The 25,469-nt window shown below is 64.4% G+C and carries 24 protein-coding genes; 15 read left to right on the top strand and 9 right to left on the bottom strand.

The window, feature by feature from the left end; translation table 11 throughout:
• Position 1: 1 nt before the first annotated feature.
• Positions 2-1,276: an FAD-binding oxidoreductase gene (locus SC1_RS20345; RefSeq protein WP_062186418.1), complete on the bottom strand. Its 1,275-nt coding sequence runs from the start codon at positions 1,274-1,276 to the stop codon at positions 2-4.
• Positions 1,277-1,324: 48 nt separating this feature from the next.
• Between SC1_RS20345 and SC1_RS20340 the strand changes: the two genes are divergently transcribed.
• The 5 genes from SC1_RS20340 (at position 1,325) to SC1_RS20320 (ending at position 7,404) form a co-directional block, all read left to right on the top strand.
• The gene (locus tag SC1_RS20340) at positions 1,325-2,239 is read left to right on the top strand and encodes a dihydrodipicolinate synthase family protein (RefSeq protein WP_062186416.1); all 915 of its coding nucleotides are present in this window, start codon (positions 1,325-1,327) and stop codon (positions 2,237-2,239) included.
• Between the two features lie 17 nt (positions 2,240-2,256).
• Positions 2,257-3,255 (top strand): 4-hydroxyproline epimerase, encoded by a 999-nt coding sequence (locus tag SC1_RS20335; RefSeq protein WP_062186414.1) that lies wholly within the window; start codon positions 2,257-2,259, stop codon positions 3,253-3,255.
• Between the two features lie 7 nt (positions 3,256-3,262).
• Positions 3,263-3,910 (top strand): GntR family transcriptional regulator, encoded by a 648-nt coding sequence (locus SC1_RS20330; RefSeq protein WP_062186412.1) that lies wholly within the window; start codon positions 3,263-3,265, stop codon positions 3,908-3,910.
• A gap of 47 nt (positions 3,911-3,957) precedes the next feature.
• Positions 3,958-5,391 (top strand): amino acid permease, encoded by a 1,434-nt coding sequence (locus SC1_RS20325; protein ID WP_062186409.1) that lies wholly within the window; start codon positions 3,958-3,960, stop codon positions 5,389-5,391.
• Positions 5,392-5,562: 171 nt separating this feature from the next.
• Complete coding sequence (locus SC1_RS20320; protein ID WP_062186407.1) at positions 5,563-7,404, top strand: gamma-glutamyltransferase family protein; 1,842 nt, start codon at positions 5,563-5,565, stop codon at positions 7,402-7,404.
• An 80-nt stretch (positions 7,405-7,484) separates the two neighbouring features.
• Here the strand turns inward: SC1_RS20320 and SC1_RS20315 are convergent, their stop codons facing one another.
• The 3 genes from SC1_RS20315 to SC1_RS20305 all read right to left on the bottom strand — a co-directional run bounded on the left by SC1_RS20315 (position 7,485) and on the right by SC1_RS20305 (position 13,959).
• Positions 7,485-9,281 carry a DUF885 family protein gene (locus SC1_RS20315; RefSeq protein ID WP_062187080.1) on the bottom strand — a complete coding sequence of 599 codons (1,797 nt, stop codon included), beginning with the start codon at positions 9,279-9,281 and terminating at the stop codon, positions 7,485-7,487.
• A gap of 25 nt (positions 9,282-9,306) precedes the next feature.
• The gene (locus SC1_RS20310; protein WP_062186405.1) at positions 9,307-10,953 is read right to left on the bottom strand and encodes an amidohydrolase family protein; all 1,647 of its coding nucleotides are present in this window, start codon (positions 10,951-10,953) and stop codon (positions 9,307-9,309) included.
• Positions 10,954-11,028: 75 nt separating this feature from the next.
• Complete coding sequence (locus SC1_RS20305) at positions 11,029-13,959, bottom strand: TonB-dependent receptor domain-containing protein (protein ID WP_062186403.1); 2,931 nt, start codon at positions 13,957-13,959, stop codon at positions 11,029-11,031.
• 514 nt (positions 13,960-14,473) lie between these two features.
• Between SC1_RS20305 and SC1_RS20300 the strand changes: the two genes are divergently transcribed.
• Positions 14,474-15,913 (top strand): amidohydrolase family protein, encoded by a 1,440-nt coding sequence (locus SC1_RS20300; protein ID WP_083436020.1) that lies wholly within the window; start codon positions 14,474-14,476, stop codon positions 15,911-15,913.
• A gap of 11 nt (positions 15,914-15,924) precedes the next feature.
• Positions 15,925-16,395 (top strand): DUF4440 domain-containing protein, encoded by a 471-nt coding sequence (locus SC1_RS20295; protein ID WP_370568763.1) that lies wholly within the window; start codon positions 15,925-15,927, stop codon positions 16,393-16,395.
• 244 nt (positions 16,396-16,639) lie between these two features.
• Here SC1_RS20295 and SC1_RS20290 read toward each other — a convergent pair whose 3' ends face one another.
• Positions 16,640-17,125: an Lrp/AsnC family transcriptional regulator gene (locus SC1_RS20290; RefSeq protein ID WP_062187074.1), complete on the bottom strand. Its 486-nt coding sequence runs from the start codon at positions 17,123-17,125 to the stop codon at positions 16,640-16,642.
• A 135-nt stretch (positions 17,126-17,260) separates the two neighbouring features.
• On the opposite strand from SC1_RS20290, the gene SC1_RS22325 reads away from it, so the two are divergent.
• Positions 17,261-17,422 (top strand): hypothetical protein, encoded by a 162-nt coding sequence (locus SC1_RS22325; RefSeq protein ID WP_193749235.1) that lies wholly within the window; start codon positions 17,261-17,263, stop codon positions 17,420-17,422.
• Between the two features lie 22 nt (positions 17,423-17,444).
• Here the strand turns inward: SC1_RS22325 and SC1_RS20285 are convergent, their stop codons facing one another.
• Both SC1_RS20285 and SC1_RS20280 read right to left on the bottom strand, forming a co-directional pair.
• Positions 17,445-17,780 (bottom strand): glycine zipper 2TM domain-containing protein, encoded by a 336-nt coding sequence (locus tag SC1_RS20285; RefSeq protein WP_152682533.1) that lies wholly within the window; start codon positions 17,778-17,780, stop codon positions 17,445-17,447.
• Between the two features lie 164 nt (positions 17,781-17,944).
• Entirely contained in the window at positions 17,945-18,307 is a 363-nt protein-coding gene (locus SC1_RS20280; protein ID WP_037515703.1) for a response regulator, read from the bottom strand.
• Positions 18,308-18,360: 53 nt separating this feature from the next.
• On the opposite strand from SC1_RS20280, the gene SC1_RS20275 reads away from it, so the two are divergent.
• Genes SC1_RS20275 through SC1_RS20260 form a run of 4 tightly spaced genes read left to right on the top strand, consistent with a single transcriptional unit; the run spans position 18,361 to position 20,932 of the window.
• Positions 18,361-18,660, top strand: coding sequence for a DUF3572 domain-containing protein (locus tag SC1_RS20275; RefSeq protein WP_062186398.1), 300 nt, complete (start codon positions 18,361-18,363; stop codon positions 18,658-18,660).
• Positions 18,657-19,298: an HAD family hydrolase gene (locus SC1_RS20270; RefSeq protein WP_062186396.1), complete on the top strand. Its 642-nt coding sequence runs from the start codon at positions 18,657-18,659 to the stop codon at positions 19,296-19,298. The genes SC1_RS20275 and SC1_RS20270 overlap by 4 nt, the downstream gene beginning before the upstream one ends.
• 14 nt (positions 19,299-19,312) lie before the next feature.
• Positions 19,313-19,777 carry a RidA family protein gene (locus tag SC1_RS20265; RefSeq protein ID WP_062186394.1) on the top strand — a complete coding sequence of 155 codons (465 nt, stop codon included), beginning with the start codon at positions 19,313-19,315 and terminating at the stop codon, positions 19,775-19,777.
• Between the two features lie 3 nt (positions 19,778-19,780).
• Positions 19,781-20,932, top strand: a complete 1,152-nt coding sequence (locus SC1_RS20260) for a GNAT family N-acetyltransferase (protein ID WP_062186392.1) — start codon at positions 19,781-19,783, stop codon at positions 20,930-20,932.
• Here the strand turns inward: SC1_RS20260 and SC1_RS20255 are convergent.
• Both SC1_RS20255 and panC read right to left on the bottom strand, forming a co-directional pair.
• Positions 20,929-21,243 carry a sel1 repeat family protein gene (locus SC1_RS20255; protein ID WP_039578367.1) on the bottom strand — a complete coding sequence of 105 codons (315 nt, stop codon included), beginning with the start codon at positions 21,241-21,243 and terminating at the stop codon, positions 20,929-20,931. The two genes, SC1_RS20260 and SC1_RS20255, sit on opposite strands and share 4 nt — an antisense overlap.
• 141 nt (positions 21,244-21,384) lie before the next feature.
• Positions 21,385-22,224 (bottom strand): pantoate--beta-alanine ligase, encoded by an 840-nt coding sequence (gene panC, locus SC1_RS20250; RefSeq protein ID WP_062186385.1) that lies wholly within the window; start codon positions 22,222-22,224, stop codon positions 21,385-21,387.
• An 86-nt stretch (positions 22,225-22,310) separates the two neighbouring features.
• On the opposite strand from panC, the gene SC1_RS20245 reads away from it, so the two are divergent.
• The 3 genes from SC1_RS20245 to lptB all read left to right on the top strand — a co-directional run bounded on the left by SC1_RS20245 (position 22,311) and on the right by lptB (position 25,458).
• Complete coding sequence (locus tag SC1_RS20245) at positions 22,311-23,120, top strand: division plane positioning ATPase MipZ (protein WP_062187072.1); 810 nt, start codon at positions 22,311-22,313, stop codon at positions 23,118-23,120.
• 28 nt (positions 23,121-23,148) lie between these two features.
• Complete coding sequence (pgmG, locus tag SC1_RS20240; protein WP_062186383.1) at positions 23,149-24,531, top strand: phosphoglucomutase/phosphomannomutase PgmG; 1,383 nt, start codon at positions 23,149-23,151, stop codon at positions 24,529-24,531.
• A gap of 111 nt (positions 24,532-24,642) precedes the next feature.
• Positions 24,643-25,458: an LPS export ABC transporter ATP-binding protein gene (gene lptB / locus SC1_RS20235; protein ID WP_062186381.1), complete on the top strand. Its 816-nt coding sequence runs from the start codon at positions 24,643-24,645 to the stop codon at positions 25,456-25,458.
• The last annotated feature ends 11 nt before the right edge of the window (positions 25,459-25,469 follow it).

The raw sequence follows: 25,469 nt of genomic DNA, 5'->3' as shown, positions 1-25,469 counted from the left end.
GTCAGGCTCCAAAACGCTTGAGGTCGAAGGGGGAAAGATCGAAGGGCGGCGCGTCGCCCGTAACCAGCGCGGCAATAGCATCGCCGGTGGTCGCCGCGAGGGTCAGGCCCAGATGCTGGTGCCCGAACGCATAGAAAAGGTTCGCTGCACGGTCGCTCCGCCCGATCGCGGGCAGATAGTCGGGCAAGGTCGGCCGCGCGCCCATCCATTCGGCACCGGGCAGGCCGAATGACAGGCCAAGCGCCGCGACATGGCTGCGCAGCCGCGCCCATTTGCGCGGATCGGCGGGGCTGGCGCCGCGGCCGAATTCGACGAAGCTCGCGGCGCGCAGTCCCGAGCGAAAACGGGTGACGATCATCGACCGGTCCTCGAATACGACCGGCGGCATGCCCTGCGGCCATCCGGTATCCGCCGACTGGATGTGATAGCCACGCTCGGCGATGATCGGCACACGCTGGCCGATCGACGCCATCAGCGCCCCTGACCCGGCGCCGCCCGCGATCACCATTGCATCGGCGGCGTGGTGCGCCCCGTCGGCGGCTATGGCGATGGCACGACCATCCTCAATCTTCAGGCGGTCGATCTTCGTTTCGATTCGCAAGCCCCCGGCGGCGTCGAATGCGGCGCGTAGCGCCCTGCCCAGCGCATCAAGGTCAGCGATCTGGCCCGATCCCGAAATATGCACCGCGCCGCCTATTGCGACTGAGGTGAGTGCCGCCAACTGTTCCAGCTCGGCCGGCGTTGCATCGCGCATATGCGCTTGCCCGATGTCGGTCGTCGCCCAATGCGCGCGGCCCGCTTGGGCGCTCTCTTCGCTTTCCCAAAGGATGAAATGGCCATCCTCGATCAAGAGGTCGCTTGCTCCGATTCGGTTCAGCAGCCGGCGCCACGCACCCATCGCATCGCCAAGCACCTCGCCAAGTGCCTTTCGTCCCGCCGCGAAGCGCGCGGGGCGCGTCGCCGCGACCAGCCGAAGGGAAAAGGGCAGCCAGGCGCCGATATCGCGCCACGGCAAGGACAACGCCCCGCCGCGCCAGAACAGGCGGCGCGGCATCGAGCGGATCGTCGCGCGCGATGCGAGCGGTTCGACCTGTTCGATGGCGATATGCCCCGCATTGCCCCATGATGCGGCAGGGGATGCCGGGGGCGAATCGATCAATATGACTGAAATACCACGCTTTTGCAGCGCGATCGCGGTGGCGAGTCCGACGACGCCGCCGCCGATTACGACGGCATTTTGCGGGTTGGACGGGCGGGATGGAAAATCATTTGGCATCTTGTATCATATACCGTATACGATCCGAAGCTTCAACGGAGGTAATGAATGAGCGTGATAAGGACACTGTGGGAAGGCGTATATCCCGCAGCTACCACTCAATTCGCCGAAGATCTGTCGGTCGATTATGATGCAACCCAGCGTGTGCAGAGCGCGCTTGTCGACGACGGGGTGACCGGGCTCATCATTCTCGGCACGTGCGGCGAGAATAATTCGCTCGAACCCGACGAAAAGCGCAACATACTCCAGGGCGCGGTCGAGGCGGTCGCGGGGCGCGTGCCCATCGTCGCCGGTGTGTCCGAATTCACCACGGCGCGCGCGATCCAATATGCGAAGGACGCCGAAAAGCTGGGTGCCGATGCGATCATGTTGCTCCCCGCCATGGTCTATGTGCCGACGCCCGAGGAACTGCAGGCGCATTTCCGTGCGGTGGCTGAAGCGACCTCGCTGCCGATCATGCTCTATAACAACCCGCCCGCGTACCGTGTCGACGTCGATTTCGCGACGCTCGAGGCGCTGCGCGACGTGTCCAATATCGTCGCGATCAAGGAAAGCGCGCCCGATCCGCGCCGCTTCACCGACGTGTTCAACCGCTTCGGCGACCGCTATACGGTGATGGCAGGGCTCGACGACGTCGCGCTCGAAGGCCTGTTCCTCGGCGCCAGCGGCTGGGTCTCGGGCCTGACCAGCGCCTTCCCGACCGAATCTGTCCGTCTTGTCGAAGCGTTCAACGAGGGCAAATATGACGAGGCGCTGGCGATCTATCGCTGGTTCATGCCGCTGCTTCACCTCGACGCCGATCATGATTTGGTCCAGTCGATCAAGCTCGCCGAAGAAATCATGGGGCGCGGCTCCGAACGCGTCCGCATGCCGCGCCTGCCGCTCGCCGGCCAGCGCCGCAAGGATGTGATCGCGATGGTCGAAAAATGCGCGGCGACCCAGCCAAGCAAGATCGCGGCATAAAGGGCCAGGGAGCGTCCATGCGCCACACTTTCTTCTGCATCGACGGCCACACTGCCGGAAATCCGGTCCGGCTGGTCGCCGGTGGCGCGCCGCTCGTCCGCGGAGGGTCGATGGGCGAGCGGCGTCAGGATTTTCTCGATCGGTTCGACTGGATCCGGACCAGCCTCTGCTTCGAGCCGCGCGGGCATGACATGATGTCGGGCGGGTTTCTTTACCCGCCCACCCAGCCGGACAGCGACATCGGCATATTGTTCATCGAAACGAGCGGCTGCCTTCCGATGTGCGGCCACGGGACGATCGGCCTTGTCACCTTCGGGCTCGAGAACGGGCTGATCACCCCGCGCGTGCCCGGCAAGCTGCGCGTCGAGGTTCCGGCGGGTATCATCGATATCGAATATGGCACAGAGGGCGACCGTGTGTCGTGGGTGCGCATCCGCAACGTCCCCTCCTATCTCGCGGCCGAGGGCATCGAAATCGACGTCCCCGGCTTTGGCCGGCTAAAGGTCGATGTCGCATATGGCGGCAATTATTACGCGATCATCGAGCCCCAGGGTCCGTATATCGGTCTTGAGGCGCTCGGTGCGTCGCGGATCGTCGATCTGAGCCGCACCATAAGGTCGCTGATGCAGGCCGCGTACGAACCGGTACATCCCGTTGACGACCGTATCCGTGGCATCAGCCATGTCATGTGGACCGACCGGCCCAAGGGCGAAGGCGCCGACGGCCGCAACGCGGTCTTTTATGGCGAACGCGCGATCGATCGCAGCCCTTGCGGTACGGGCACGTCAGCGCGGATGGCGCAGCTCGTTGCCAAGGGACGGCTGCAGGTTGGCGACCATTTCGTCCACGAAAGCTATATCTGCAGCCGCTTCATCGGCCGGGTCGAGGACAGCGCGATGCTCGGTGATACGCCGGGCATCATTCCCTCGATCGAAGGGTCGGCGATCGCCACCGGATTCAACACGATCTGGGTCGATCACGCTGACAGCTTCTGGAATGGATTTTCGGTGCTATGAGGCTGTTATGAGCCTCATCATCAGAAACCTGTCCGACCAGCTGGTGGACCTTGTCCGCGACCGCATCCTTTCGGGTGCCGTTTCCAGCGACCATGCAATCCGTCAGGACGCACTCGCGGCCGAACTCGGCGTCAGCAAGATACCGCTGCGCGAGGCGCTCGCGCGTCTCGAAGAGGAAGGGCTGGTCCGCTCGCAGGCGAACCGCGGCTTCTTCGTCCGGCCACTCAGCGCCGAAGAGGCGCGGGAAGTTTATGAGCTGCGCATCAAGCTGGAGCCCGAGGCGACCGCGCTCGCCGCGCTCCGCGCCACCGAGGCCGACCACGCCCACGCGATCGAAACGCTCGAAACGCTTGACCATGTCACCGACGAACATGGCGACGGCGTCGGCGCCTTTAACCGCGCGTTTCACCGCGCGCTGTTCCGCCCGTGCGGCCAGCCGATCACAGTCAGCATTCTCGAGCGCCTGCAGGTGCTGTCCGAACGTTATGTCCGCGTCCATCTCGAACCGCTCGGACGCGACGAGCGCGCGAACGAAGAACATCACCAGCTACTCGAAGCCTGGCTGGCGCGCGACGCCGGCAAGATCACGGTGCTGGTCGATGCGCATATCCGCAAGACACTCGACGATCTGCGTCAGCAACTCGTCGACGGCTGAAAAGGGGGCCGGCCGCCGTCGGCTCCAATATAAGGGAGGAGCAACAGGTGGCATCAGGTTTGTTCGGGCCGGTAAAGCCCATCGCGGTCGCGCAGCAGGAGGCGGGGCATAGCCTGCGCGCCACGCTGAGCTGGCCGCATCTCGTCGCGCTCGGGGTGGGCGCGATCGTCGGGACCGGCATCTATACATTGACCGGCGTCGGCGCCGAGAGGGCGGGCCCCGCGGTGATCCTGGCCTTTGCGATCGCGGGCGCGGTCTGCGCCTGCGCCGCGCTCGCCTATGCCGAACTCGCGACGATGATCCCCACATCGGGCAGCGCCTATACCTACACCTATTCGGTGCTCGGTGAGACGCTCGCCTGGATCGTCGGGTGGAGCCTGATCCTCGAATATTCGCTGGCCTGTTCGACCGTCGCAGTCGGCTGGTCGGGCTATCTGGTCGGCTGGATCCAGTCGGCGGGCATCCATCTGCCGCCCGCCCTGCTGTCCGGCCCGCACGCCGGCGGCATCGTCAACCTGCCCGCGGTCCTCGTCGCGCTCGGCGTGGCGGGCATGCTGATGGCCGGGACGCGCGAGAGCGCGACGCTCAACATCATCCTCGTGGTCATCAAGCTTGTCGCGCTGTCGATCTTCGTCGCCTTTGCAGCGCCCGCTTTCAACGCCGACAATCTCCAACCCTTCATGCCCTATGGCTTTGCCAGCCATGTCGACGCGAGCGGCGCGACCAAGGGAGTGATGGCCGCTGCCGCGATCGTCTTCTTCGCCTTTTACGGCTTTGACGCGGTTGCGACCTCGGCCGAGGAAACGAAGAATCCCAAGCGCGACCTGACGATCGGTATCATCGGGTCGATGGCGATCTGCACGCTCATCTATATGCTCGTCGCGATCAGCGCGGTCGGCGCGATGCATTATACGACGCTCGGCAATTCGCCCGAACCGCTGGCGCTGGTGCTCCGCACGCTCGGCCACCCGGCCGCCTCGCACCTCGTCGCGCTGGCAGCGCTCATCGCGTTGCCGTCGGTCATCCTCGTAATGATGTACGGGCAGAGCCGCGTCTTCTTCGTGATGAGCCGCGACGGCCTGCTGCCGCGATCGTTGAGCCGCGTGTCCGCACGCACGGGCACGCCGGTGTTCGTCACCGGCGTGACGGGTGTCTTCGTCGCGGCCGTGGCCGGCTTCTTCCGCCTCGATGAAATCGCCGAACTGGCCAATGCCGGCACGCTGATCGCCTTCATCGCGGTCGGCGTCTGCCTGATGGTACTGCGCAAGAAGGCACCCGACCTGCCGCGCGTGTTCCGCTGCCCGGCGCCCTATGTGGTCGGCACGCTCGCGGTGCTCGGCTGCCTCTATCTGCTGTTCAGCCTGCCCAGCATGACGCTGGTCCGCTTTCTCGGATGGAACATCCTCGGCGTCCTCGTCTATCTCGCTTATGGCCGCGCGCGCAGCCTCGCGCGGCGCGATCAGGCGGTGGTGGGGATCTGAAGTCCCGGGGCCGATATCCCCGTCCAGCCGAACGAACGAAGGGCTATGGTGCAGCGATGCCCCATAGCCCTTTCGCTTTCCGGGTTGCGCGCCCTGCGATCGTATATCAAATCCGGTCTTGCTATCGCGCCCGCATCTCGCAGAATGATTTTTTCACGAGGATTTGAATTCATGCATCGTCGCACACTCCTTGCCGCCGTTCCGGCCGCCGCACTGCTGCCGACCACGGGTTTCGCACAGGGCGGCCAGCCCAAGCCCGCGCCCAAGGCGAGCGGGTCGGTACCGCCGCTGTGGGAGGCGGGCGAGGACCGTTTCGTCCGGCCCGACGTTCAGGGCGGCGACCGCCCGGTCGGGGCGAGCTTTGCCTCGCGCACCGCGGCCTATGGTCTCCATGGTGCCGCCGGCACCGCGCATCCGCTCGCAACGCAGGCGGGCATCGACATTTTGAAGCGCGGCGGGTCGGCGGTCGATGCGGCGATCGCGATCAATGCATGCCTCGGCCTCCTCGAACCGACCGCGAACGGCATCGGCGGCGACGTCTATGCAATGATCTGGGACCCGAAGACGAAGAAGCTCGCCGGGCTTGCGGGATCGGGGAAAAGCCCGCGCGGGCTCGACCTCGCAACGGTGCGGTCGCGCGCCAAGGGCGGGACATTGCCCGCTTATGGCGCGATCAGCGTTTCGGTTCCGGGCGCTGTCGACGGCTGGTGGACGATGCACCAGCGTTACGGAAAACTGCCGTGGAAAGAGTTGTTCGAACCCGTCATCGCGCATGCCGAGGCCGGCGCGCCGGTGCCCGACATGATCGCTTATTATATCCGCCGCGCGCTCGCCAATTTCCGCCAGCCCGGTCGCGGGATCGAGGAAATCGACAATGCGATGCGCACCTGGGGCGTCAATGACGGCAAGGGACCGAATGCGGGGCAGGTGTTCCGCAACCCCGACCTGGCGCGCACCTTCCGCCTGATCGCCGAAGGCGGCCGCGACGCATTCTACTCTGGCGAGATCGCGCGGACCATCGACAGCTATTTCAAGCGGATCGGCGGCTGGCTGCGCTACGAGGATCTTGCCGCGCACAAGTCGGAATGGATCGAGCCGCACAAGACCGGTTATCGCGGCACCGACGTCTATGCGCTCGGCGCGAATACGCAGGGCATCGCGACGCTGCAGATGCTGAACATTCTCGAGAATTTCGACCTGAAGGGCGCCGGCTTCCAGTCGGCGCTGTCGATCCATTTGCAGGCCGAGGCCAAGCGCCTCGCCTATGAGGATCGCGCGCGTTACTATGCCGATCCGCATTTCGCCAATGTTCCGGTCGAATGGCTCATCTCAAAGGATTATGCGGCCGAGCGCGCGAAGCTGATCCGTCCCGACCGTTTGCTGTCGCCGGTCTATCCGGGGAAAGCCCCGAGCCGCGGCGACACCACCTATTTCAGCTGCGCCGACAAGGACGGCATGATGGTGTCGATGATCCAGTCGAACTTCCGCGGCATGGGATCGGGACTCGTCGCCGACGGGCTCGGCTTCATGTTCCAGGATCGCGGGCAATTGTTCAGCTTGGCTGACGGTCATCCCAATATTTATGCGCCGGGCAAGCGGCCGTTCCAGACGATCATTCCGGGTTTCGCCGCACGCGGCGACGTGCCGTGGATGAGCTTTGGCGTGATGGGCGGGGACATGCAGCCGCAGGGCCAGGCGCAGATCGTCATCAACCGCGTCGATTATGGGCTGGAGATCCAGGCGGCGGGCGACTCGCCGCGCTGGCACCATGAGGGGTCGTCCGAGACGATGGGCGAGGATTCGCCCGATGACGGCATCAATGGCGTGCTGCGGCTCGAAAGCGGCGTGCCCGCGGCGACGCAGCGGCAACTGGCCGACATCGGCTGGACTCTGGGCGAGTCCGATGGCGGCTTCGGGCGCTATCAGTGCGTCGAACATCGCATGGACGGCAAGACGCGCGTCTATGCCGCGGCCAGCGAGATGCGCGCGGATGGGTGTGCGCTGGCTTATTGAGCCAGGCGGCCCGGTCATCCTGAAACAAAGAGGGCGACCGCATCGCTACGGCCGCCCCAGTGTCAGGATGACGGAATTCTTCAGGACGCAGGGGCGCTGGCGACCTCCGGCAGCGCAGGGTTAAAGCCGGGCGGGTTGACCCCGCCGTCGGCGATGAACTGGTCGAGCCGCGCCTCGAGCACCGGCAGCGGCACCGAACCCAGCGCGAGGATCGCATCGTGGAAGTTGCGCTGGTCGAACTTGTCGCCGAGCGCGGCCTCGGCCTCGGCGCGCTTGCGGCGGATCAGCATCTCGCCGAGCTTGTAGGCGAGCGCCTGTCCGGGCCACGCGATATAGCGGTCGATCTCGGTCGTGATCTCATGTTCGGACAGCGCGGTATTGCCGCGCAGATAGTCCTGCGCCTGCTGACGGCTCCAGCCATAATGGTGGATGCCGGTGTCGATCACGAGCCGCGACGCGCGCCACATCTCATAGGAGAGGCGGCCGAAATCCTCGTACGGCGTCTCATACATGCCAAGCTTGCTGCCCATCCATTCCCAATAGAGTGCCCACCCCTCGCCATAGCCCGAAAAACCGGTGCCGCGTCGGAAGGCCGGGCGCCGCGTCGCTTCCTGCGCGACCGCCGACTGGAAGCTGTGGCCGGGATTGCATTCGTGGATGGTAAGCGCCGTTAATGTATAGAGCGGCCGCGACGGCAGATCATAGGTGTTCATCAGGCAGCTTTCGAGCCCGCCGCGCCCGCCCGTATAGATCGGCGCCAGCGCCGGCGGTACCGGCAGGATCGCAAAGCGGCGCCGCGGCAGGAAGCCGATCGTCTCGGGCAGCTTCGCGTCCATCCGCTTCGCGACATAAGATGATTTGGCGAGCAGCTCGTACGGCGTCTTGGGATAGAATTGCGGGTCGGTGCGCAGGAATTTCAGGAACGCCGGCATGTCGCCCTTGAAGCCGGTGCTCGCCTTGACCTGCTCCATTTCGGCCTTGATTCGCGCGACTTCCTTGAGCCCCATCTGGTGAATCTGCTCGGGGGTCAGGTCGAGTGTCGTGAAACCCTTGATCTGCGCCTGGTAAAAGGCCTTGCCGTCGGGCTGTTTTTCACCCGCCAGGGTGGTGCGCGCCTTCTTCATATAGTCATCGCGGATGAAGGCGTAGAGTTTGGCATAGGCGGGCGCGACGGTCTCGCGGATCACTTTCTCGCCCTCGGCGCGCAGCGACGCCTGTTCGGCGGCGGGGATCGTCGAGGGCATTTCCTTGAACGCGTCGTAGAAGCTGTTGGTCTGGTCGGCGGGCAGGTACGGCTTGATCGTCACGTCGCGTCCCTGCACCGCGATCTGCGGCACGCTGAACCCGCGCGCGAGGCCGGCGCGCATATTCGCGGTCTGCTCGTCGAAGAAACGCGGGATGTCGCGCATCCGGGCGATATAGTTGCGATAGGCCTGCGCGGTCGCGAACCCGCCGCTGCGCGGGTTCAGCCCCGACCAGAAGAAGGTGTCGGCGTTGAAGGGCGCCTCATAGGTCTTATATTTGATGTCGTTCGCCATCGTTTCGATCGACTGGCGGAACACCGCTGCGTTGATCTTTTCCTCGGGCGAAAGTTGGTCGACGGGGATCGCGTCGAGTTCGGCGAGCGCCTTGGTCCAGTAATCGAGCCGCGCCTTCTGCGTCGCGGCGTCGACCTTGGGCAGATGGGTCGGGCCGTCGCCGTCGCCGCCGCGCCCGCTGCGCAAGCCCTGTTGCTGGCGCCAATCCCATTCGCGCTCGTACAGCGCCTTGAGCCGCGCATCGGCATTGGCCGACGTAGGCGACTGTGCAATCGCCGCCTGCGCGGTGAAGGCCGCCAGCGCCAGCGCGATCGTCCGCGCCACCGAAACTCCGTTCATCATCTTCTCCCTTTGCCCGTCCGGTTCAGTTCGCGGTCCCTGCATTTTCAATTACCATCGGTCCCGGCGGCAGGCCGCGCTCGGCCTTGGATTTCGCCACCATGTCGCGGATTTCGGCGCGCAGCTTCGCCGCGTCATAGATTATGCCGTCCTTGACGGTGTAGGCGACGCCGCCGACGCGCTCGACCTTGCCGGTCGCGTCGTTCAGCTTCACCGTGCCTGTGCCGAACAGCAGCTTGAGGTTCGCCAGCGGGTTGCCCTTGACGATCACCAGGTCAGCCTTGCGACCGACGCGGATCGTACCTACCTGATCGTCATGGCCGAGAAGCCGAGCGCCTTCCTGCGTCGCGGCGTGGATCACCTCGAGCGAGCTGAAGCCCGCCTCGCGCATCAGCTCCATCTCCTGAACATAGCCGAAGCCATAGAGGTTATAGATATAGCCGGCGTCGCTGCCGATCGTGACCCGGCCGCCGCGGTTCTGGTAATCGTTCACGAAGCGCATCCAGCGCCGGTAATTGTCCTTCCACGCCATCTCATGCTCGGTGGTCCAGTCGAACCAATAGGCGCCGTGATTGACGCGGCTCGGGCGATAATAGTCCCACAGCGCGGGCATCGTATATTCGTCGTGCCAGCTCGCGCGGCTCATGCGCATGAAGTCGCGGCTGGTCAGATAGGCGGTGAAAGTCGGATCGAGCACGAACTTGCGTTCGAGCAGCGTGTCCATGACCTTGTTCCATGCGTCCGAACCGGGCTCGGCGGTTTGCGCCCACAATTTCCCGGCTTCGCCGAAGCGCATCTGCTCGTCATTGTTGATGAAGTCGGTCGGAAAGGACTGGACGCGCTTGTCGGTGAACATCGCCTCGGGCAGCCCGTACCAATGCTCCATGCTTTCAAGGCCGGCGCCCGACGTGTCGACCACATCGGCATAGGCGACGAGTTGCTGCGCATGGTGCATCGTGCTGTGCAGGCCCTGCTTCTTTGTCTCGTCGATCGCGGCGTAGAGCACATCCTCGGGCGCGCCGCCGATGAACTTGATGCCGTCGGCGCCGCGCTTCTTCGCTTCCTGGATGACGGCGCGCGCGGTCGCGGCGTCGTTCACCGGCCCCCGGATCTGGTGGAACATCGGATAGATGTCGATGCGCGGCGCGACGATCTCGTTACGCTCGCTGCGTTTCTTGATGTCGACCAGCCATTCGATCGGATGCCCGCTGCCAAGGTCGCGGACCGACGTGATGCCGTGAGCCATCCACAGCTTCAGAATATAGTCCGAGGGCACTTTCTGCGAATCGCTGAGCGAGTGAAGATGGACGTGCGCGTCGACGAAACCCGGCATGACATAATAGCCGGTGAGGTCCATCTCCTGATCGCCGGGGGCGGCGCGTTCGGTGGGATCGATCGCGCCGGGCGCGCCGATCGACTTGATCTGCGCGATGCGATCATTCTCGATCACTATATCGAACGGGCCCTGCGCGGGGGCACCGGTGCCGTCGATCATCGTGACGTTGCGCAGCACGACGCGCTTGAACGGACCGATGCCTTCGGTGCGTGCGGGGATGACGTCGGTCGCCGCCGATCCGGTCGGCGCGGGCGCCGCTGCGGTGGTGACGGGGAGGGCGGCGAATAACGAAGCGGCCGCCATCAAGGCGGCGATACGACGCGGTTTGAAGGTCATGCAATCGGGCCTTCCATCAGCAGAAACAAAAAGGCCGGCGGAGCAGGGACGCACCGCCGGCCGGGAGCAACATTTTTAGAACTTCATCCGGACACCGGCGAAATAGCGTCGGCCGAGCGTGTCATAGAGCGACACGTCGACGTTGGCGTCGCCGACGAAGGTGGTGCCGAGGATCGGCGGCATCTTGTCGAGCAGATTGTCGACGCCGGCGAAGAAGGTGAAGTTGTCGTTGATCTCGAAGGTGCTGGTCAGGTCGAAATACCAGGTGGCCGGGGCCGTCTTGATATTGGTGGTGGTGACCGTCGGGAACACTTTGAGGCCGCCGATCATCCGGGCCTGGCCGCGGATGGCAAGCGGACCGCTGGTGTAGGCGGCGCCGAGGTTCAGCTTGAAGTCCGGAACGATGAACCCGCCGGTACCCGTCGAGCAGCCCGCGCCATAGAAGCCGGCGCAATCCTGCGGCGCGACGGTGCTGAGCACCTGCGTCGAGCGTTCGAACAGCCAGCTGGCAACGCCGGTCAGGCGCAACTGGGCGTCTTGACCGAGCGCCGCGGGAAGCGGGATGGTGTAGTCGCCCTGCACGTCGAGACCGCGGACCTTGAGCGCACCGATATTATTCTGGTTGGTGCGGACATAGTCGATCTGACCGCTGGAGAGGCGGAAGACCGACAGGCAGGTCGGGCTGTTCGCATTGAGCCCCGTGTAGCAATCGTTCAGCGTCTGCTGCGCGTTGATCGTGGCGATCGCGCCCTTCACCTCGACGTTAAAATAGTCGACGGTGATGTTGAGGCGCGGGATGAACGGCGGCGAGATCACGGCGCCGATCGTATAGGTCTTCGACTTTTCTTCGACGAGGTTGGGATTGCCGCCGGTTTCCTGCGTCAGCCCCAGCGTTGCCTGGGTGAACGTCGCGATGTCGCCGGCGGGAACGCCCTGCGCGACGCAGAAGTCGCGCAGTTGCTGGCTGCGGGGATCGGCGCCGGTCAGGTTCGGACGCGCGCACGGATCGGTGCCCCCGGTGAAGCCCTGACCCACTGCGGAAAACAGCTCGTTGATGTTCGGCGCGCGGATCGCACTGTTATATGCACCGCGAATACGGACCCAGCTGACCGGCGCCCATTCGCCGCCGGCTTTCCAGGTGAAGACGCCGCCGACGGTCGAATAGTCCGAATAGCGCGCCGCACCCTCGATCGCGAGCGTGTCGAAGAAGGGTGTGTCCGACAGGATCGGGATGCGAAGTTCGCCGAAGATTTCCTTCACGTCGAACGAACCCGACAGCGCATTGTTCGACGCGGCGCCATATTCCTTGTTGAGGTCCATGGCGCTTGGCGTCGATTGATAGCTGTCCTTGCGATATTCAACGCCCACCGCGACCGCGACCGGCCCCGCGGGCAGATCGAACAAAGTGCCGCTCAGCGACGCGCCGGCGACCTGGCGTTCGAAGATGTCGTTGCTGGCACGCGTCGGCGTCAGATAGGCGCCGGCTTCGGGCGTGATCGAACCGAGACCGAAGATCGAGACGGGGACGCATCCCGGGACTCCCGACCGGCAAACGACCTGCCCCGACCCGTTGACGATCGAATCGAGCCCCAGGCTGAGCCGCGTCTGGTTGATTACGCCTTCCGCCCGGGTGTCGGTGCGGTTGCGCAGATATTGATAGAAGGCATCCCAGCGCCAGGTCTGTTTGCCGATGTCGAAATCCCCGCGCAGGCCGGTTGTGATTGCATAGGACTGGCGTTCGAAAAAGCTGTCGCGCGTGCCGAGTTCGTCGGCGCGGCGGCCCCCGCCAACCACCGCCGCAGTACCGTCACCATCGGCATCGAAGAGCGCGCGATTGTTGATGAAGAAATCACGCACCGCGGGCGACAGGCTGGCGCTGGTCGCGTAGTTCGGCACCAGCAGCGTCGACGACGCAGCGCCGGGCGTTACCGGCGTAAAGCTGTCGGGCGCCAGTTTCGAATTATTGCGCGCGTTGACGAAAAAGGCCTCGGCATAGGCGGTGATATGGTCGGTGACATCATAATGCGCCAGGGCCGAGAAGTTGATGCGTTCGAGCGGACGCTGAAGCAGGTTGAACGGCGCATAGTTATACGTGTCCTCGGGCTGGCAATAGGGCAGCGGGGTGCCGCCGGCGCCGAAGCGGATGCCGGTGATCGAGGTGCAGGGGCCACTTGGCGTCATGTTGACGCCGACGAGCGCATTGCGCTGCGCTTGGCTCAGCGGGACGCGGGTGCCGGGAATATTGCCCGAACCCGAATAGACGAGTGCGCCGTTGATTTCGGCGAGCGGCACCCTGCCGAACGGGCGGTCGGCCTGCGTGATCGGATCCTGCTTCGCCCAGGCGCCCGAAATCGCGACGTTGCCGCGCCCGCCGCCAAGATCGGCGCCAAAGGTAATGTCGATCTTTTTCGACGCGGCATCGCCGCGGTCCGAAATGCCGGCCTGCGCCGACATCTGCAGGCCTTCGAAACTGTCGTCGAGGATGAAGTTCACCGCGCCTGCGATCGCGTCCGAACCATAAACGGCCGATGCGCCGCCGGTGATCACCTCGACCCGCTTGATCAGCGCGTCGGGGATGCTGGTCAGGTCGACCGAGCCGTTCGAGTTTGCCGGAATGAAGCGGCGACCGTTGACCAGCGTCAGCGTGCGCGTTTCGCCGAGACCGCGCAGGTTCGCGGTGAGCACGCCCGCGCCGCCGCCGTTGTTGACGGTCGAGGTGTTGCCCGAGGCAAGCTGCGGGAATTCGTTCATCGTCTTTTCGAGCGTTAGGTTGCCCGACAGTTGGACATCTTCCTGTCCGACAACGGTGATCGGGCTCGGCGCGGTCAGGTCGGTGCGTTGCAGGCGCGACCCGGTGACGATGATTTCGGTGGGGGCTTCAGCCGCGGTTTCATCGGCGGCGACCTGCGCCGCGGCAGCGCCGGGCAGCAGGATGGTCGACAAGAGACTTGTGGCAAGAAGTATGCGGCGAAAACGGACCTGCTGATTGGTTCGATCGTAAGACATTTGGACGCTCCCTGTGTACGGCCTTTGGCCTGTCGTTGACTTCGCTCGCGCCCGCCGGCCGGCGGGCGACGTCGTTCTCCTGCACGCTTCCCCGGACGCCGCTCAGCCCCCGTTTTTTGCCCGGGACGCGCGCGATATCTCGCACCGGGACCCGGTTGGCTGAGCGGTGAACATGTTGGAGCTGGGGGCGCCCTCGCCGGCTGCCCGATCGAAGCGAAAGCGTGTCGCTTGATGGCGCGCGGGGCGGTGATGGGTCGGTATCCGGATGGTCTCGCCAACCCGGTTAATAGAGGTCCGATGGCCCCGCAGCGACGCGCGAACGATCGCCCGCGAACGAGCGGCGTCGCAATGCGTCGCAAAATCTGCGCGGTGCAGCATTCGGACCCCTTTTTGCTATTACTGTATACGAAATACGATATACTCAATCTTCCGAGAGTCAATGCCACATGTTTCCGGGGAGGGTCGGGTGACCGCAACAAACTGTCTTAGAACCGCTTTTATCGGCACATTTCTGATGATTTCCGCGCTTTTCGCCCCGGCGGCGACTCGTGCGGAGGCGCCCGGCGCGGGCCGGATTGCGATTACGGGCGTGACATTGATCGACGGCACAGGCGCGCCGCCAAAGCCCGGCATGACCGTCGTCGTCGACAAGGGCCGGATCGTTTCGATCGGCAATAGCCCGGCCGATGCAGCGGGCGCGCAGCTTATCGACGGGCGCGGGCGCTATTTGCTCCCCGGCTTCATCGACAGCAATGTTCATGTCTCGGTCTATGGCCAGCCGGCTCGGCGCGACACGTCATTGAAATATGCCGACAGCGGCGAGGAACTCGCACTCGAATTTGCACAGCGCGCGCTGACCTATGGCGTGACGACGATGCGCGACAGCTATGGCGTGCTGCCGCCGATCCTGACGGTACGCGACCGGATCGACCGCGGCGAAGTCGTCGGCGCCCGGCTCAAGGCGGCGGGCAATATCCTCGGCTGGGGCGGGCCCTTTTCGCTGACCTTCTCGCTTACCAAGGATTCGGACCTGTCGTTGTTCCAAGAGAAATGGAACGACCTGCTGGCGCAGGACATGGGCGAAGAGATCATGGACATGACGCCCGAGGAGCTCCGCGTCGCGATGAACCGCTATCTCGACAAGGGGGTCGACTTCATCAAATATGGCGGAACCAGCCATTTCCTTCGCCCCGCGCTGATCGGCTTTTCACCGCGCCAGCAGGCGGTGATTGTCGAAGAGGCGCACAAGCGCGGCAAGCCGGTCGAGACGCATGCGACAAGTTCGGAAGGACTGACGCTCGCGGTCGAGGCGGGGATCGACCTGATCCAGCATCCCGAACTGACCAGCCGCGACTTGCCCGATGAACTGATCGCGCTGATCGTGAAGAAGGATGTACTGTGCGGGATACGGTCGAACTATATCACCGGCGACTATCGTAAGAAGCATCTCGCGAAGCGCGCCGAACTGGAAGCGAAGATCGCGAAGATGCCGCCTGCGACGACCAGCGCCGAACGTTGGCGCCGGCTCGAGGCGATGGACGATAATCAGGACGTGCAACGCCGCAACGCCGAACGGCTCATCAAGGCGGGGTGCCGCGTCACCCCCGCGACCGACAGCTTCTATGGCGACGCGCCCGAGTTCCGCCGCGTGCCCAAGGGCGACGAGGCCGAGCCGGGGATCGGGACGATCCGTGCGATCGAGGGGCTCGTCGAACTCGGCATGACCCCGATGCAAGCGATCGTCGCGGGGACGAAGCATGGCGCCGCCGCGGCGCGGTTGAGCGATGATCTCGGCACGATCGAGGCGGGGAAGATCGCCGACCTCGTCCTGCTCTCCGCCAACCCGCTCGCCGATATCCGCAACATCGAAAAGGTCGAGGCGGTGATCGCGCAGGGAAAGCTTGTCGATCGCTCGCGGCTGCCCGAACATCCGCTGTTCCTGCGTAAGCCCTAAGGGAGAGAGCCATGATGAAATGGATGAATATGCTGGCGGCGGTGATGCTCTTCGCTACGGCATCGCCCGCGCATGCCGACGAGGCGGCCGAAAAGTCGGCGATCCTGAAAGTCGTCGCCGATATGGAGGCCGCGTGGAATCGCAGCGACTTCACCGGCTATATGGCGGGCTTCCGCAACCCCGGCGTGATCTTCGTCTCGGGGGGCAAGATACAGGACGGCTGGCAGGGGACGCTCGACCATTATGTGCACGATTATGGCGGCTCGCCCGACCGCCGCGGCACGGTCCATTTCTATGACATCAGCATCGACATGCTCGCACCCGACGCCGCGCTGCTCATCAGCCATTATCGCCTGACCCGGCCCGAACGCGCGCAACAAGGCATCAACACCCGCCTGTTCCGCAAGGTCGACGGACGCTGGGTCATCGCGATGAACCATGTCTCGTCCTACGACCCCGCGGCAGCGCCCGCCGCGAAGTAGGATATGAAAGCCGCGCGAACCGTGGCGGACGAAGGGCCGCTTGGGGGTGGGAAGCGGACATCCCGTCCCCCACTTCCGTCATCCCGGGCTTGACCCGGGATCCCGCTTTTGGACGCGCTCACTGGCTTCGACCTCAAGCGGGACCCCGGATCAAGTCCGGGGTGACGGTGTGTGGAGGTCCGCGATCGGTCGAGACAGGCCACTCGTCCAGCAGGCCACCTCTACGCCAGGACGCACCCCGCCTTCACCGATCGCGCAGCGGCCGGCGCGCGACATCATTTTCGATGATGTGCCGGATCGTGATGAGCGTCTTGAACGAATGAACGCCCTTGTCCTCGCCCAGCGCGCGGCGCGTGAAGGCGTCATATTCCTCCATCGAACCGATCTGCACCTTCAGCAGGAAATCATCGTCCCCCGTCACGTCCCACGCCCCCGTGATTTCGGGATGACGGGCGATCTCGCGTGCAAAGGCATCCATATTCTGCGGCCCCGCCTGTTGCATCCGAACGAGGATATGCATGGTGAGCGCCGATCCGGTCAACGCAGGGTCGACCACCGCGATATCGGCGATGATCACCTTCTCTTCGCGCAGGCGGCGCAGGCGGCGCAGAACTGCCGACAGCGACAGCCCGACCTTTTCGGCAAGGATTCGTGCGGGCTGAAGATTATCGTGCCGTACAAGTTCGAGCAGCCGGCGGTCGAAATCGTCGAGATCGGTGATTTTTTGCATGGGTCTGACCATAACGCGAAAATTGGTCGCCCGCACGGCGAATTTCGGCACCAATCGTCATGTCGACCGGGTTAATAGAGATTCGTCCGGGCGGCGCTCTCCCTTGTCCGCGAATCCGGACGAAGGAGACTGAAGATGACCCGTTCGACCCCCGAAACGCACTGGATTGCCCGCGTCTGGACCGCCGCCGTCGAAGCCTCGGCGACTGCCGTCGCCATTCATTATGCGGCGCCCTGGCAGCGCGCATCGACCTCATCGCATTCGGAACGGACCGCCCGCGGCGCTTGCGCCGCCTGACGGTCCGCCCTGCCCGCCGCGGTCAGCAGCGACGCTTGCGGTCGATCTCACGTCCGAGCAGCGCGCCGCCCGCGGCACCGAGGATCGTACCCGTCGCGCGGTCGCCTCGGCGGTCGACTTCGCGGCCCAGCAATGCGCCTGCAGCGCCGCCGACGATCAGTCCGGTCGTGCCGCTCGTGCGGCAATTGCGATAATAGCGTTTGTCGCGGTGATGCCGGTAGTCGCGGCGATCATAGCGATCATGGCCGCGGTCGCTGTAATAGCCGTGCCGATGGTGGCGGCTGCGCGCATCGGCTTCGGTCGGCAAGGCCGCCATCGTGGTCGCGCCGATCAAGGCGGTCAGCGCCAGCCTCTTCATCAAAAACATTTTATGTCCTTCCATCCTGAACCCCCGCGATCAGGATTAGGAAATGAAAGCTGGCCGGTGGCTGAACCCGACGACGCAACCGTCGGCGCGGATCAGCGATTCGCCGACGATTTTGGGCGGCCCGTCGCAACGCGTTGCCAGGTGGCCGACAAAAGCTAGGCGAACGCGCCGACGCTCTCGATGAACTTGATCACCGAAATCGGTTTCGAGACATAGGCTTCGGCGCCGGCCGCCTTGATCTGCTCCTCATCGCCCTTCCCGGCATAGGCCGTGACCGCCATGATCGGCACCGCGCGCAGGGTCAGGTCGGCCTTCATCTGGCCGATCAGGTCGAGCCCGCTGACGTGCGGCAACTGGATATCCATGATGATGAGGTCGGGTGAAACCTCGCGCGCCTTCGCCAGCGCATCGCGCCCGTCGCGCACCGGATGCGCGCTATAGCCATGGGCGTTGAGCAGGTCGCAGAAGAGACGCAGGTTGAGCTCATTATCTTCGACGACCAGGATGGTCTTGCCCATGTTGCTTATGTTCCCCACCTTGCGTGCGCGGTCCGTTTAGGCGAATCGGCCGCATGACACAATTGCATCGCGACGAAGGGACTTACGACTTGAACGACGGCGATGCCGCCTTGGCGCTTCAGGCCCTCGGCTGGATATTGAGCGACGAGCCGCGCGCCGAGCGGTTGCTGGGCCTGACCGGGCTTGCGCCGGACGAACTGCGCGCCTCGTTGGACGAGCAGGCGACGCTTGCGGCGATCATGTCTTTCCTGACGGGCCACGAAAATGATCTTGTCGCCTGCGCCGATGCATTGCAGGTGCCGCCCGCCAGCATCGCCGCCGCGGCGCAAAGACTTGAAGGAACCACCGCATGAACCGCCCGCTCGTCATCACCGATTGCGACGAGGTGCTGATGCACATGGTCGTGCCCTTCGCCGAATGGGTCGACGCCGAACATGGCGTGATCTTTCGCATAGAGGATGCAAGTTTCGCGAATGCGCTGAAGCGCAAGGAGTGCGGTACGCCGCTTGAGGCGGCCGAAGTATGGCCGCTCCTCGACGGCTTTTTCCGCACGGAAATGACGCGGCAATATCCGATCATGGGCGCGCTCGCGGCGATGGCGGCGATTGGCGCCGAGGCCGATATCGTCGTCCTCACCAACGTCGGCCCCGAACATCAGCAGGCGCGGATCGACCAGCTTGCGCTCCACGACTTCCACGCGCCGGTGATCGGCAGCCGCGGCGGCAAGGGCGAGCCGGTGCGACGCCTGATCGAGCAATATCAGCCTTCGGTTACGGTCTTCATCGACGATCTTGCCGGCCATCACCAGTCGGTCGCGCATGAGGCGCCCGACGTGTGGCGGCTGCACCTGGTCGGCGAGCCGGCGATCGCGGACAAGATCGCCCCGGCGAAATATGCCCACGCGCGAATCGACGATTGGAATGACGCGCAGCGCTGGATATTGGCGCGCCTTGCCGAAAACATCCCCGCCCCGGCCCCCGAGCCGGTCTAATCAAGGAACGCCGCATGGATATCGCCGCCAAAATTGCCGAACTCGGCCTCGAACTCCCCAAGCCCGCCGCGCCGGTCGCCGCTTATGTGCCTGTCGTCGAACATGGCGGCTTGCTTTACGTGAGCGGCCAGTTGCCCTTCCGGGACGGACAGGTCGTCACCGGCCGCCTTGGCGAGGATGTCGACGTCGCTGGCGGCCAGGATGCCGCGCAGCGCGTCGCGCTGATGCTCGTCGCGCAGATCGGGCAGGCGCTGGGCGGCGACTGGTCGCGCGTCGAGCGCGTCGTCAAGCTTGGCGTCTTCGTCAACAGCACGCCCGGCTTCACCGATCAGGCAAAGGTCGCCAATGGCGCATCGGAGCTGTTCGAGACGCTGTTCGGTGAAGCGGGCCGTCACGCGCGCGCCGCGGTCGGCGTCGCGGTGCTCCCGCTCGGCGCCGCGGTCGAGGCCGACGCAATCGTCGCGGTGCGACCAGCATAAGCCATGGCCGAGGCCGACCCGCCGACACGCACCATATCGCTCGGTAGCGGCGTGGCCGCGATCGGCGCGGCGGCTTGGGACGCGCTTCACGACGGCGGCAATCCGTTTGTCAGCCACGCGTTCCTGACGTTGCTCGAAGAATCGGGCAGCGTCGGGGCGGGTACCGGCTGGCAGGTGGCACCCTTGCTCGTCGAGGATGCCGGCGGCGCGCTCGTCGCCGCCGCGCCTGCGTATCTCAAATCGCACAGCCAGGGCGAATATGTGTTCGACCATGCCTGGGCTGATGCCTGGGCGCGCGCTGGCGGCGATTATTATCCCAAGCTGCAGATCGCCGCGCCCTTCACGCCGGTGCCGGGGCCGCGCCTGTTGTCGAAGGAAAGGGGCGACGCCTTGCTGCTGCTTCGAGCGGCAGAGGCGGTGGTGCGGCAGAACGAGCTGTCGTCGGCGCATGCAACCTTTGTCGCGCCGGAGCAGATGTCACTGTTCGAGGAGGCGGGATGGCTGATCCGCCGCGATATCCAGTTCCATTTCGCGAATAGCGGCTATGCCAGCTTCGATGATTTCCTCGTCACGCTGAATTCGCAGAAGCGCAAGCAGTTGCGCAAGGAACGGCTGCGAGCCGTCGAAGGTCTACGGATCGAGGAACTCACCGGCGACGCGATCCGGCCCGAGCATTGGGACGCGATGTGGCTCTTCTATCAGGACACGGGCGCGCGCAAATGGGGACATCCCTACCTCACGCGCGAAGCGTTCGACCTGATGGGTGCACGAATGGCGGAGCGGATCATCCTGCTCATCGCCTTTGACAGCGAGGAGCGACCAATCGCGGGCGCTCTGCACTTCCTCGGATCCGATACGCTCTATGGTCGCTATTGGGGATGCCTTATGGAGATCCCCTATCTGCATTTCGAGCTATGCTATTATCGCGCGATCGACATTGCGATCGAACGCGGCTTGAAGCGCGTCGAAGCGGGCGCGCAAGGCGGGCACAAGCTCGCGCGCGGCTATGGGCCCGTTGCGACCTGGTCGGCGCATTTCATCGCCGACCCGGGCTTTCGCCGGGCGGTCGCGGATTACCTCGAACAGGAACGCCGCGCCGAAGAATCTGAAATGGAGTGGCTGGAAGGGCATACGCCCTTCAAGCGGAAGGATTAGGCCGCGAAGCGGCGAGCGGCGGGACGGCGAGCCGTCTCGTCAAGCCAGGCGCGCGCCTGACGCTGCGCTTCGGCGATTTCGTCGCGTGACATTTCGTCCGACAGGTCGGCACGGCACTGCTGGCCTTCGACATTGCCGCCGAGCGCGGCAAGGTTGAACCATTTATGCGCCTGGATCAGGTCGACATCGACCCCGCCGGTGCCGGTCGAAAAAGCGATACCGAGATCGAAATAGGCATTGGCGTCGCCGCGTGCGGCGTCGAGCAGACGGCTCTCGATCAGATATTGGGCAGACTTCAGACTATTCGCCATGATAAACCCCCTTTGCCTCCACCCCACATGGAGACCTCGGGGCCCAAATTTGCGATTTATGGTCAACAAAGCGTTAATGATGATCGAACTTTTTGTGGATATCCTGTGAAACCCACGAAAATCCTTGAATTTCGACGCCTGTCAACCGACGGCAAGATTGTCGATCAACCGCGTTTTTCCGATCCGTGCCGCTGCGAGAAGCCGCGCGGGCGCGCGAAATACGCTTAGGCGTTCGAGGCTGTCGGCGTCGGCGAGCGCGACATAATCGACGCTGTCGAAGCCGCCCTTGATGATCGCAGCTTCGGCCTTGGCAAGCGTTTCGCCGACATCGGCGCCGCCTGCGATCGCCTTCGCCGCGGTGCTCAGCGCGTCGGGAAAGGCGGTCGCTGCCGCGCGCTGCTCCTTGGACAGATAGGCGTTGCGCGACGACAGCGCGAGCCCGTCGCTGTCGCGCGCGATTGGTGCCCCCATGATGTCGATCCCGAAATCGAGATCGCGCGCCATTCGGCGGATGATCGCGAGCTGCTGCCAATCCTTTTCGCCGAAAATAGCGACATCGGGGCGCACCTGATTGAATAATTTGGCGACGACGGTCGCAACGCCGTCGAAATGGCCCGGGCGCGCGGCACCGCAATAATCGGCGCCCAGTCCGGCAACCTCGATATGCGTGCTGTGCCCGCCAGGGTACATCGTCGCGACGTCGGGCGCCCAGAGCAGCCCCGTGCCCTCCTGCGCGAGCATCGCGGCGTCGCGCGCCTCGTCGCGCGGATAGGCGTCGAAATCCTCGTTCGGTCCGAACTGGGTCGGATTGACGAAAATCGACACGACGGCATGGTCGGCGACGCGCCGCGCCATGCGGACGAGCGAGAGATGGCCGTTATGCAGCGATCCCATCGTCGGAACCAGAGCGACGCTCTTTCCTCCCTGCTTCAGTGCCGTAACGGCACGGTGCAGCATCGCGATGTCACGGATGATTTGCACGGTTGGTCGCCCTCCGATATTGGCGCGACTATATCACTTCGCGCGCCGGCCGCCCATGCCGCGCTAACAGGAAAATCGCAACGCTCATGACGAAGCCAGCACCGCACCGCATCATCTTTGCCAATGAAAAGGGCGGGACCGGCAAATCGACCTGTGCGGTGCATTTCGCTGTGGCTCTGGCGACGCAGGGCTGGCGCGTCGCGGGGATCGACCTCGACCCGCGCCAGCGCACCTTCCACCGCTATCTCGAAAACCGCGAGCAGACCGCGAAACGCCGCGAGGTCGCATTGCCGACCCCGCGCTTCGAGGTATTCACCGGCTCAACGATCGAGGAACTCGACGAGCAGGTCGCGCGGCTTTCGGAAGACGCCGACTATCTGATTGCCGACACGCCGGGACGCGACGATATCTTCGCGCGCCACCTTGCGACGAGCGCCGATACGCTCGTCACCCCGATCAACGACAGTTTCATCGACTTCGACCTGATCGGGCAGGTCGATCCCGAAACCTTCCAGGTTACGCGTCCGAGCTTCTATTCCGAACTGATCTGGGACACGCGCAAGGCACGCGCAAAGACTGACGGGCGGACGATCGACTGGATCATCCTGCGCAACCGTCTTCAGCATGTCGACGCGCACAATATGCGCCGCGTCGGCGAAGCATTGACCCAATTGTCGCGCCGCGTTGGTTTCCGCGTCATCCCGGGACTCGGTGAGCGCGTCATCTATCGCGAGCTTTTCCCGGCTGGCCTCACCCTGCTCGACAAGGCACACCTTGGCGGCATGGGGATTGGCCACGTCGTCGCGCGGCAGGAACTCCGCGAGGCGATGGGCGGACTGAACCTACCGGCGCGTGAGCGATTGCATCCGGACGGGGACCTGTTCGCCGCCGCCTGACCCCTTCTCTCCCCAAAGAGGTTCAAAGATGACGCACAATTTCCACCCGACGATGCTACGCGAATACGACATCCGCGGGGTCGTCGGCGACACGCTGTCGGACAAGGATGCCTACGCGATCGGCCGCAGCTTCGCGACGTTGGTCCGCCGCGCGGGCGGCAAGCGCGTCGCCGTCGGTTATGACGGGCGGCTTTCGTCGCCGATGCTCGCCGATGCGCTGATCGCCGGGGTCAATGACGCGGGCGTTGACGCACTCAACGTCGGGCTCGGCCCGACGCCGATGCTCTATTATGCCGCATCAACCGAAGATGTGGATGGCGGCATACAGATAACCGGCAGCCACAATCCCCCCGACTATAACGGTTTCAAATTTGTGATGCAGGGGCGTCCCTTCTACGGCGCCGACATCCTTGGCATCGGTAAAATGGCCGCCGCGGGCGACTGGGACAGCGGCGAAGGCTCGTCTGAGAGCATCGATATCGTCGACGCCTATGTCGACCGGCTGGTCCAAGGTTTCGCCGGCGGCGCCTTCCGCATCGGCTGGGACGCCGGCAACGGCGCCGCGGGCACCGTCATCGAAAAACTCACCGCGCGCCTGCCCGGCGAGCACCACCTGTTGTTTACCGACATCGACGGGCATTTCCCGAATCACCATCCCGATCCGACCGAGGAAAAGAATCTCGCGGACCTGCGCAAGCTCGTCGCGGAGAAGAGCCTCGATTTCGGCGTCGCTTTCGATGGAGACGGCGACCGTATCGGCGCGATCGACGGCGAGGGCCGCGTGATCTGGGGTGACCAGCTTTTGCAAATATATGCCGCGGCGGTTCTGAAGGACCTGCCCGGCGCGACGGTCATCGCCGATGTGAAGGCGAGTCAGGCGCTGTTCGACCGCGTTGCCGAACTCGGCGGAAAGCCCTTGATGTGGAAGACCGGCCACAGCCTGATCAAGGCGAAGATGAAGGAAACCGGCAGCCCGCTGGCGGGCGAGATGAGCGGGCATATCTTCTTCGCCGATCGTTATTACGGCTATGACGATGCGCCCTATGCCGCGATACGGCTGATCGAGGCGGCAACGAAGCTTGGGCAGAGTGTCACCGAACTGCGCGGCAGCATGGCGCCGATGGTCAACACCCCCGAAATGCGCTTCCAGGTCGATGAGAGCCGCAAATTCGCCATTGTGGATGAAGTCCTGGATCGGCTCGGCGAATCGGGCGCGAAAGTCGACCGGACCGACGGCGCGCGCGTACTCACCGACGACGGCTGGTGGCTGCTCCGCGCCTCCAACACGCAGGACGTGCTCGTCGCGCGCGCCGAAGCGAAGGACGAGGCGGCACTGACGCGCCTGCTCGCGGCAATCGACGAACAGCTCGCCTTGTCGGGGATCGTACGCGGGCCGCAGGCGGCGCATTAGGCGCCGCCGCCCTCACGGCTTTCATTGCCCTGCAAAAATCTTGCCAGATTGACGTTCGCCGCGTCGCTGGGGTAACGCCGCTCGGGGGCTAGAAACGGAACCGACCGACCTATGACCGACGACGAATCCATCACTGGCACGCTGAACGAGGGCGATCACGGCGTCACCGAGCACAAGGCGCATGTCCGTGAGGATGCCGCCGCGGGCAACGGCCTCGCGGTCATTTCGATCGCCAAAAGCTATGACAAGCGCGTGGTGCTGTCGGACGTGTCGCTGTCGGTCGGCAAGGGTGAGGTCGTCGGCTTGCTCGGCCCGAACGGCGCGGGCAAGACGACCTGCTTTTATTCGATCATGGGACTGGTGAAGCCCGACGCCGGGCGCATCATGCTCGACGGTGCCGACATCACCGCTCTGCCGATGTACCGCCGCGCTATCCTCGGTCTCGGCTACCTGCCGCAGGAAACCTCGATCTTTCGCGGCATGACGGTCGAGCAGAATATCGGCGCGGTGCTCGAACTCAGCGAACCCGACAAGATCGAGCGCGAACGGCGGATGGAAGAGTTGCTCGATGAATTCGGGCTGACGCGCCTCCGCGATTCGGCAGCGATGGCGCTGTCCGGCGGCGAACGCCGCCGCGCCGAAATCGCGCGCGCGCTCGCGGCGAACCCCTCGATCATGCTGCTCGACGAACCGTTCGCGGGCATCGATCCGCTCTCAATCAGCGACATCCGCGATCTGGTCGCCGATTTGAAGACGCGCGGGATCGGCGTGTTGATCACCGACCATAATGTGCGCGAGACGCTCGACCTCGTCGACCGCGCCTGCATCATTTACGACGGCAAGGTGCTGCTTGCCGGCTCCCCGGAAGAGCTCGTCGCCGATCCCGAGGTGCGCCGCCTCTATCTCGGCGAGGGCTTCTCATTGTGATCGAATAGTCG

This window comes from Sphingopyxis sp. C-1 (assembly GCF_001047015.1).
Classification (GTDB): Bacteria; Pseudomonadota; Alphaproteobacteria; order Sphingomonadales; family Sphingomonadaceae; genus Sphingopyxis.
The sequence above is the reverse complement of the archived record's forward strand: the minus strand, read 5'-3'. Positions and strand labels throughout refer to the sequence as shown.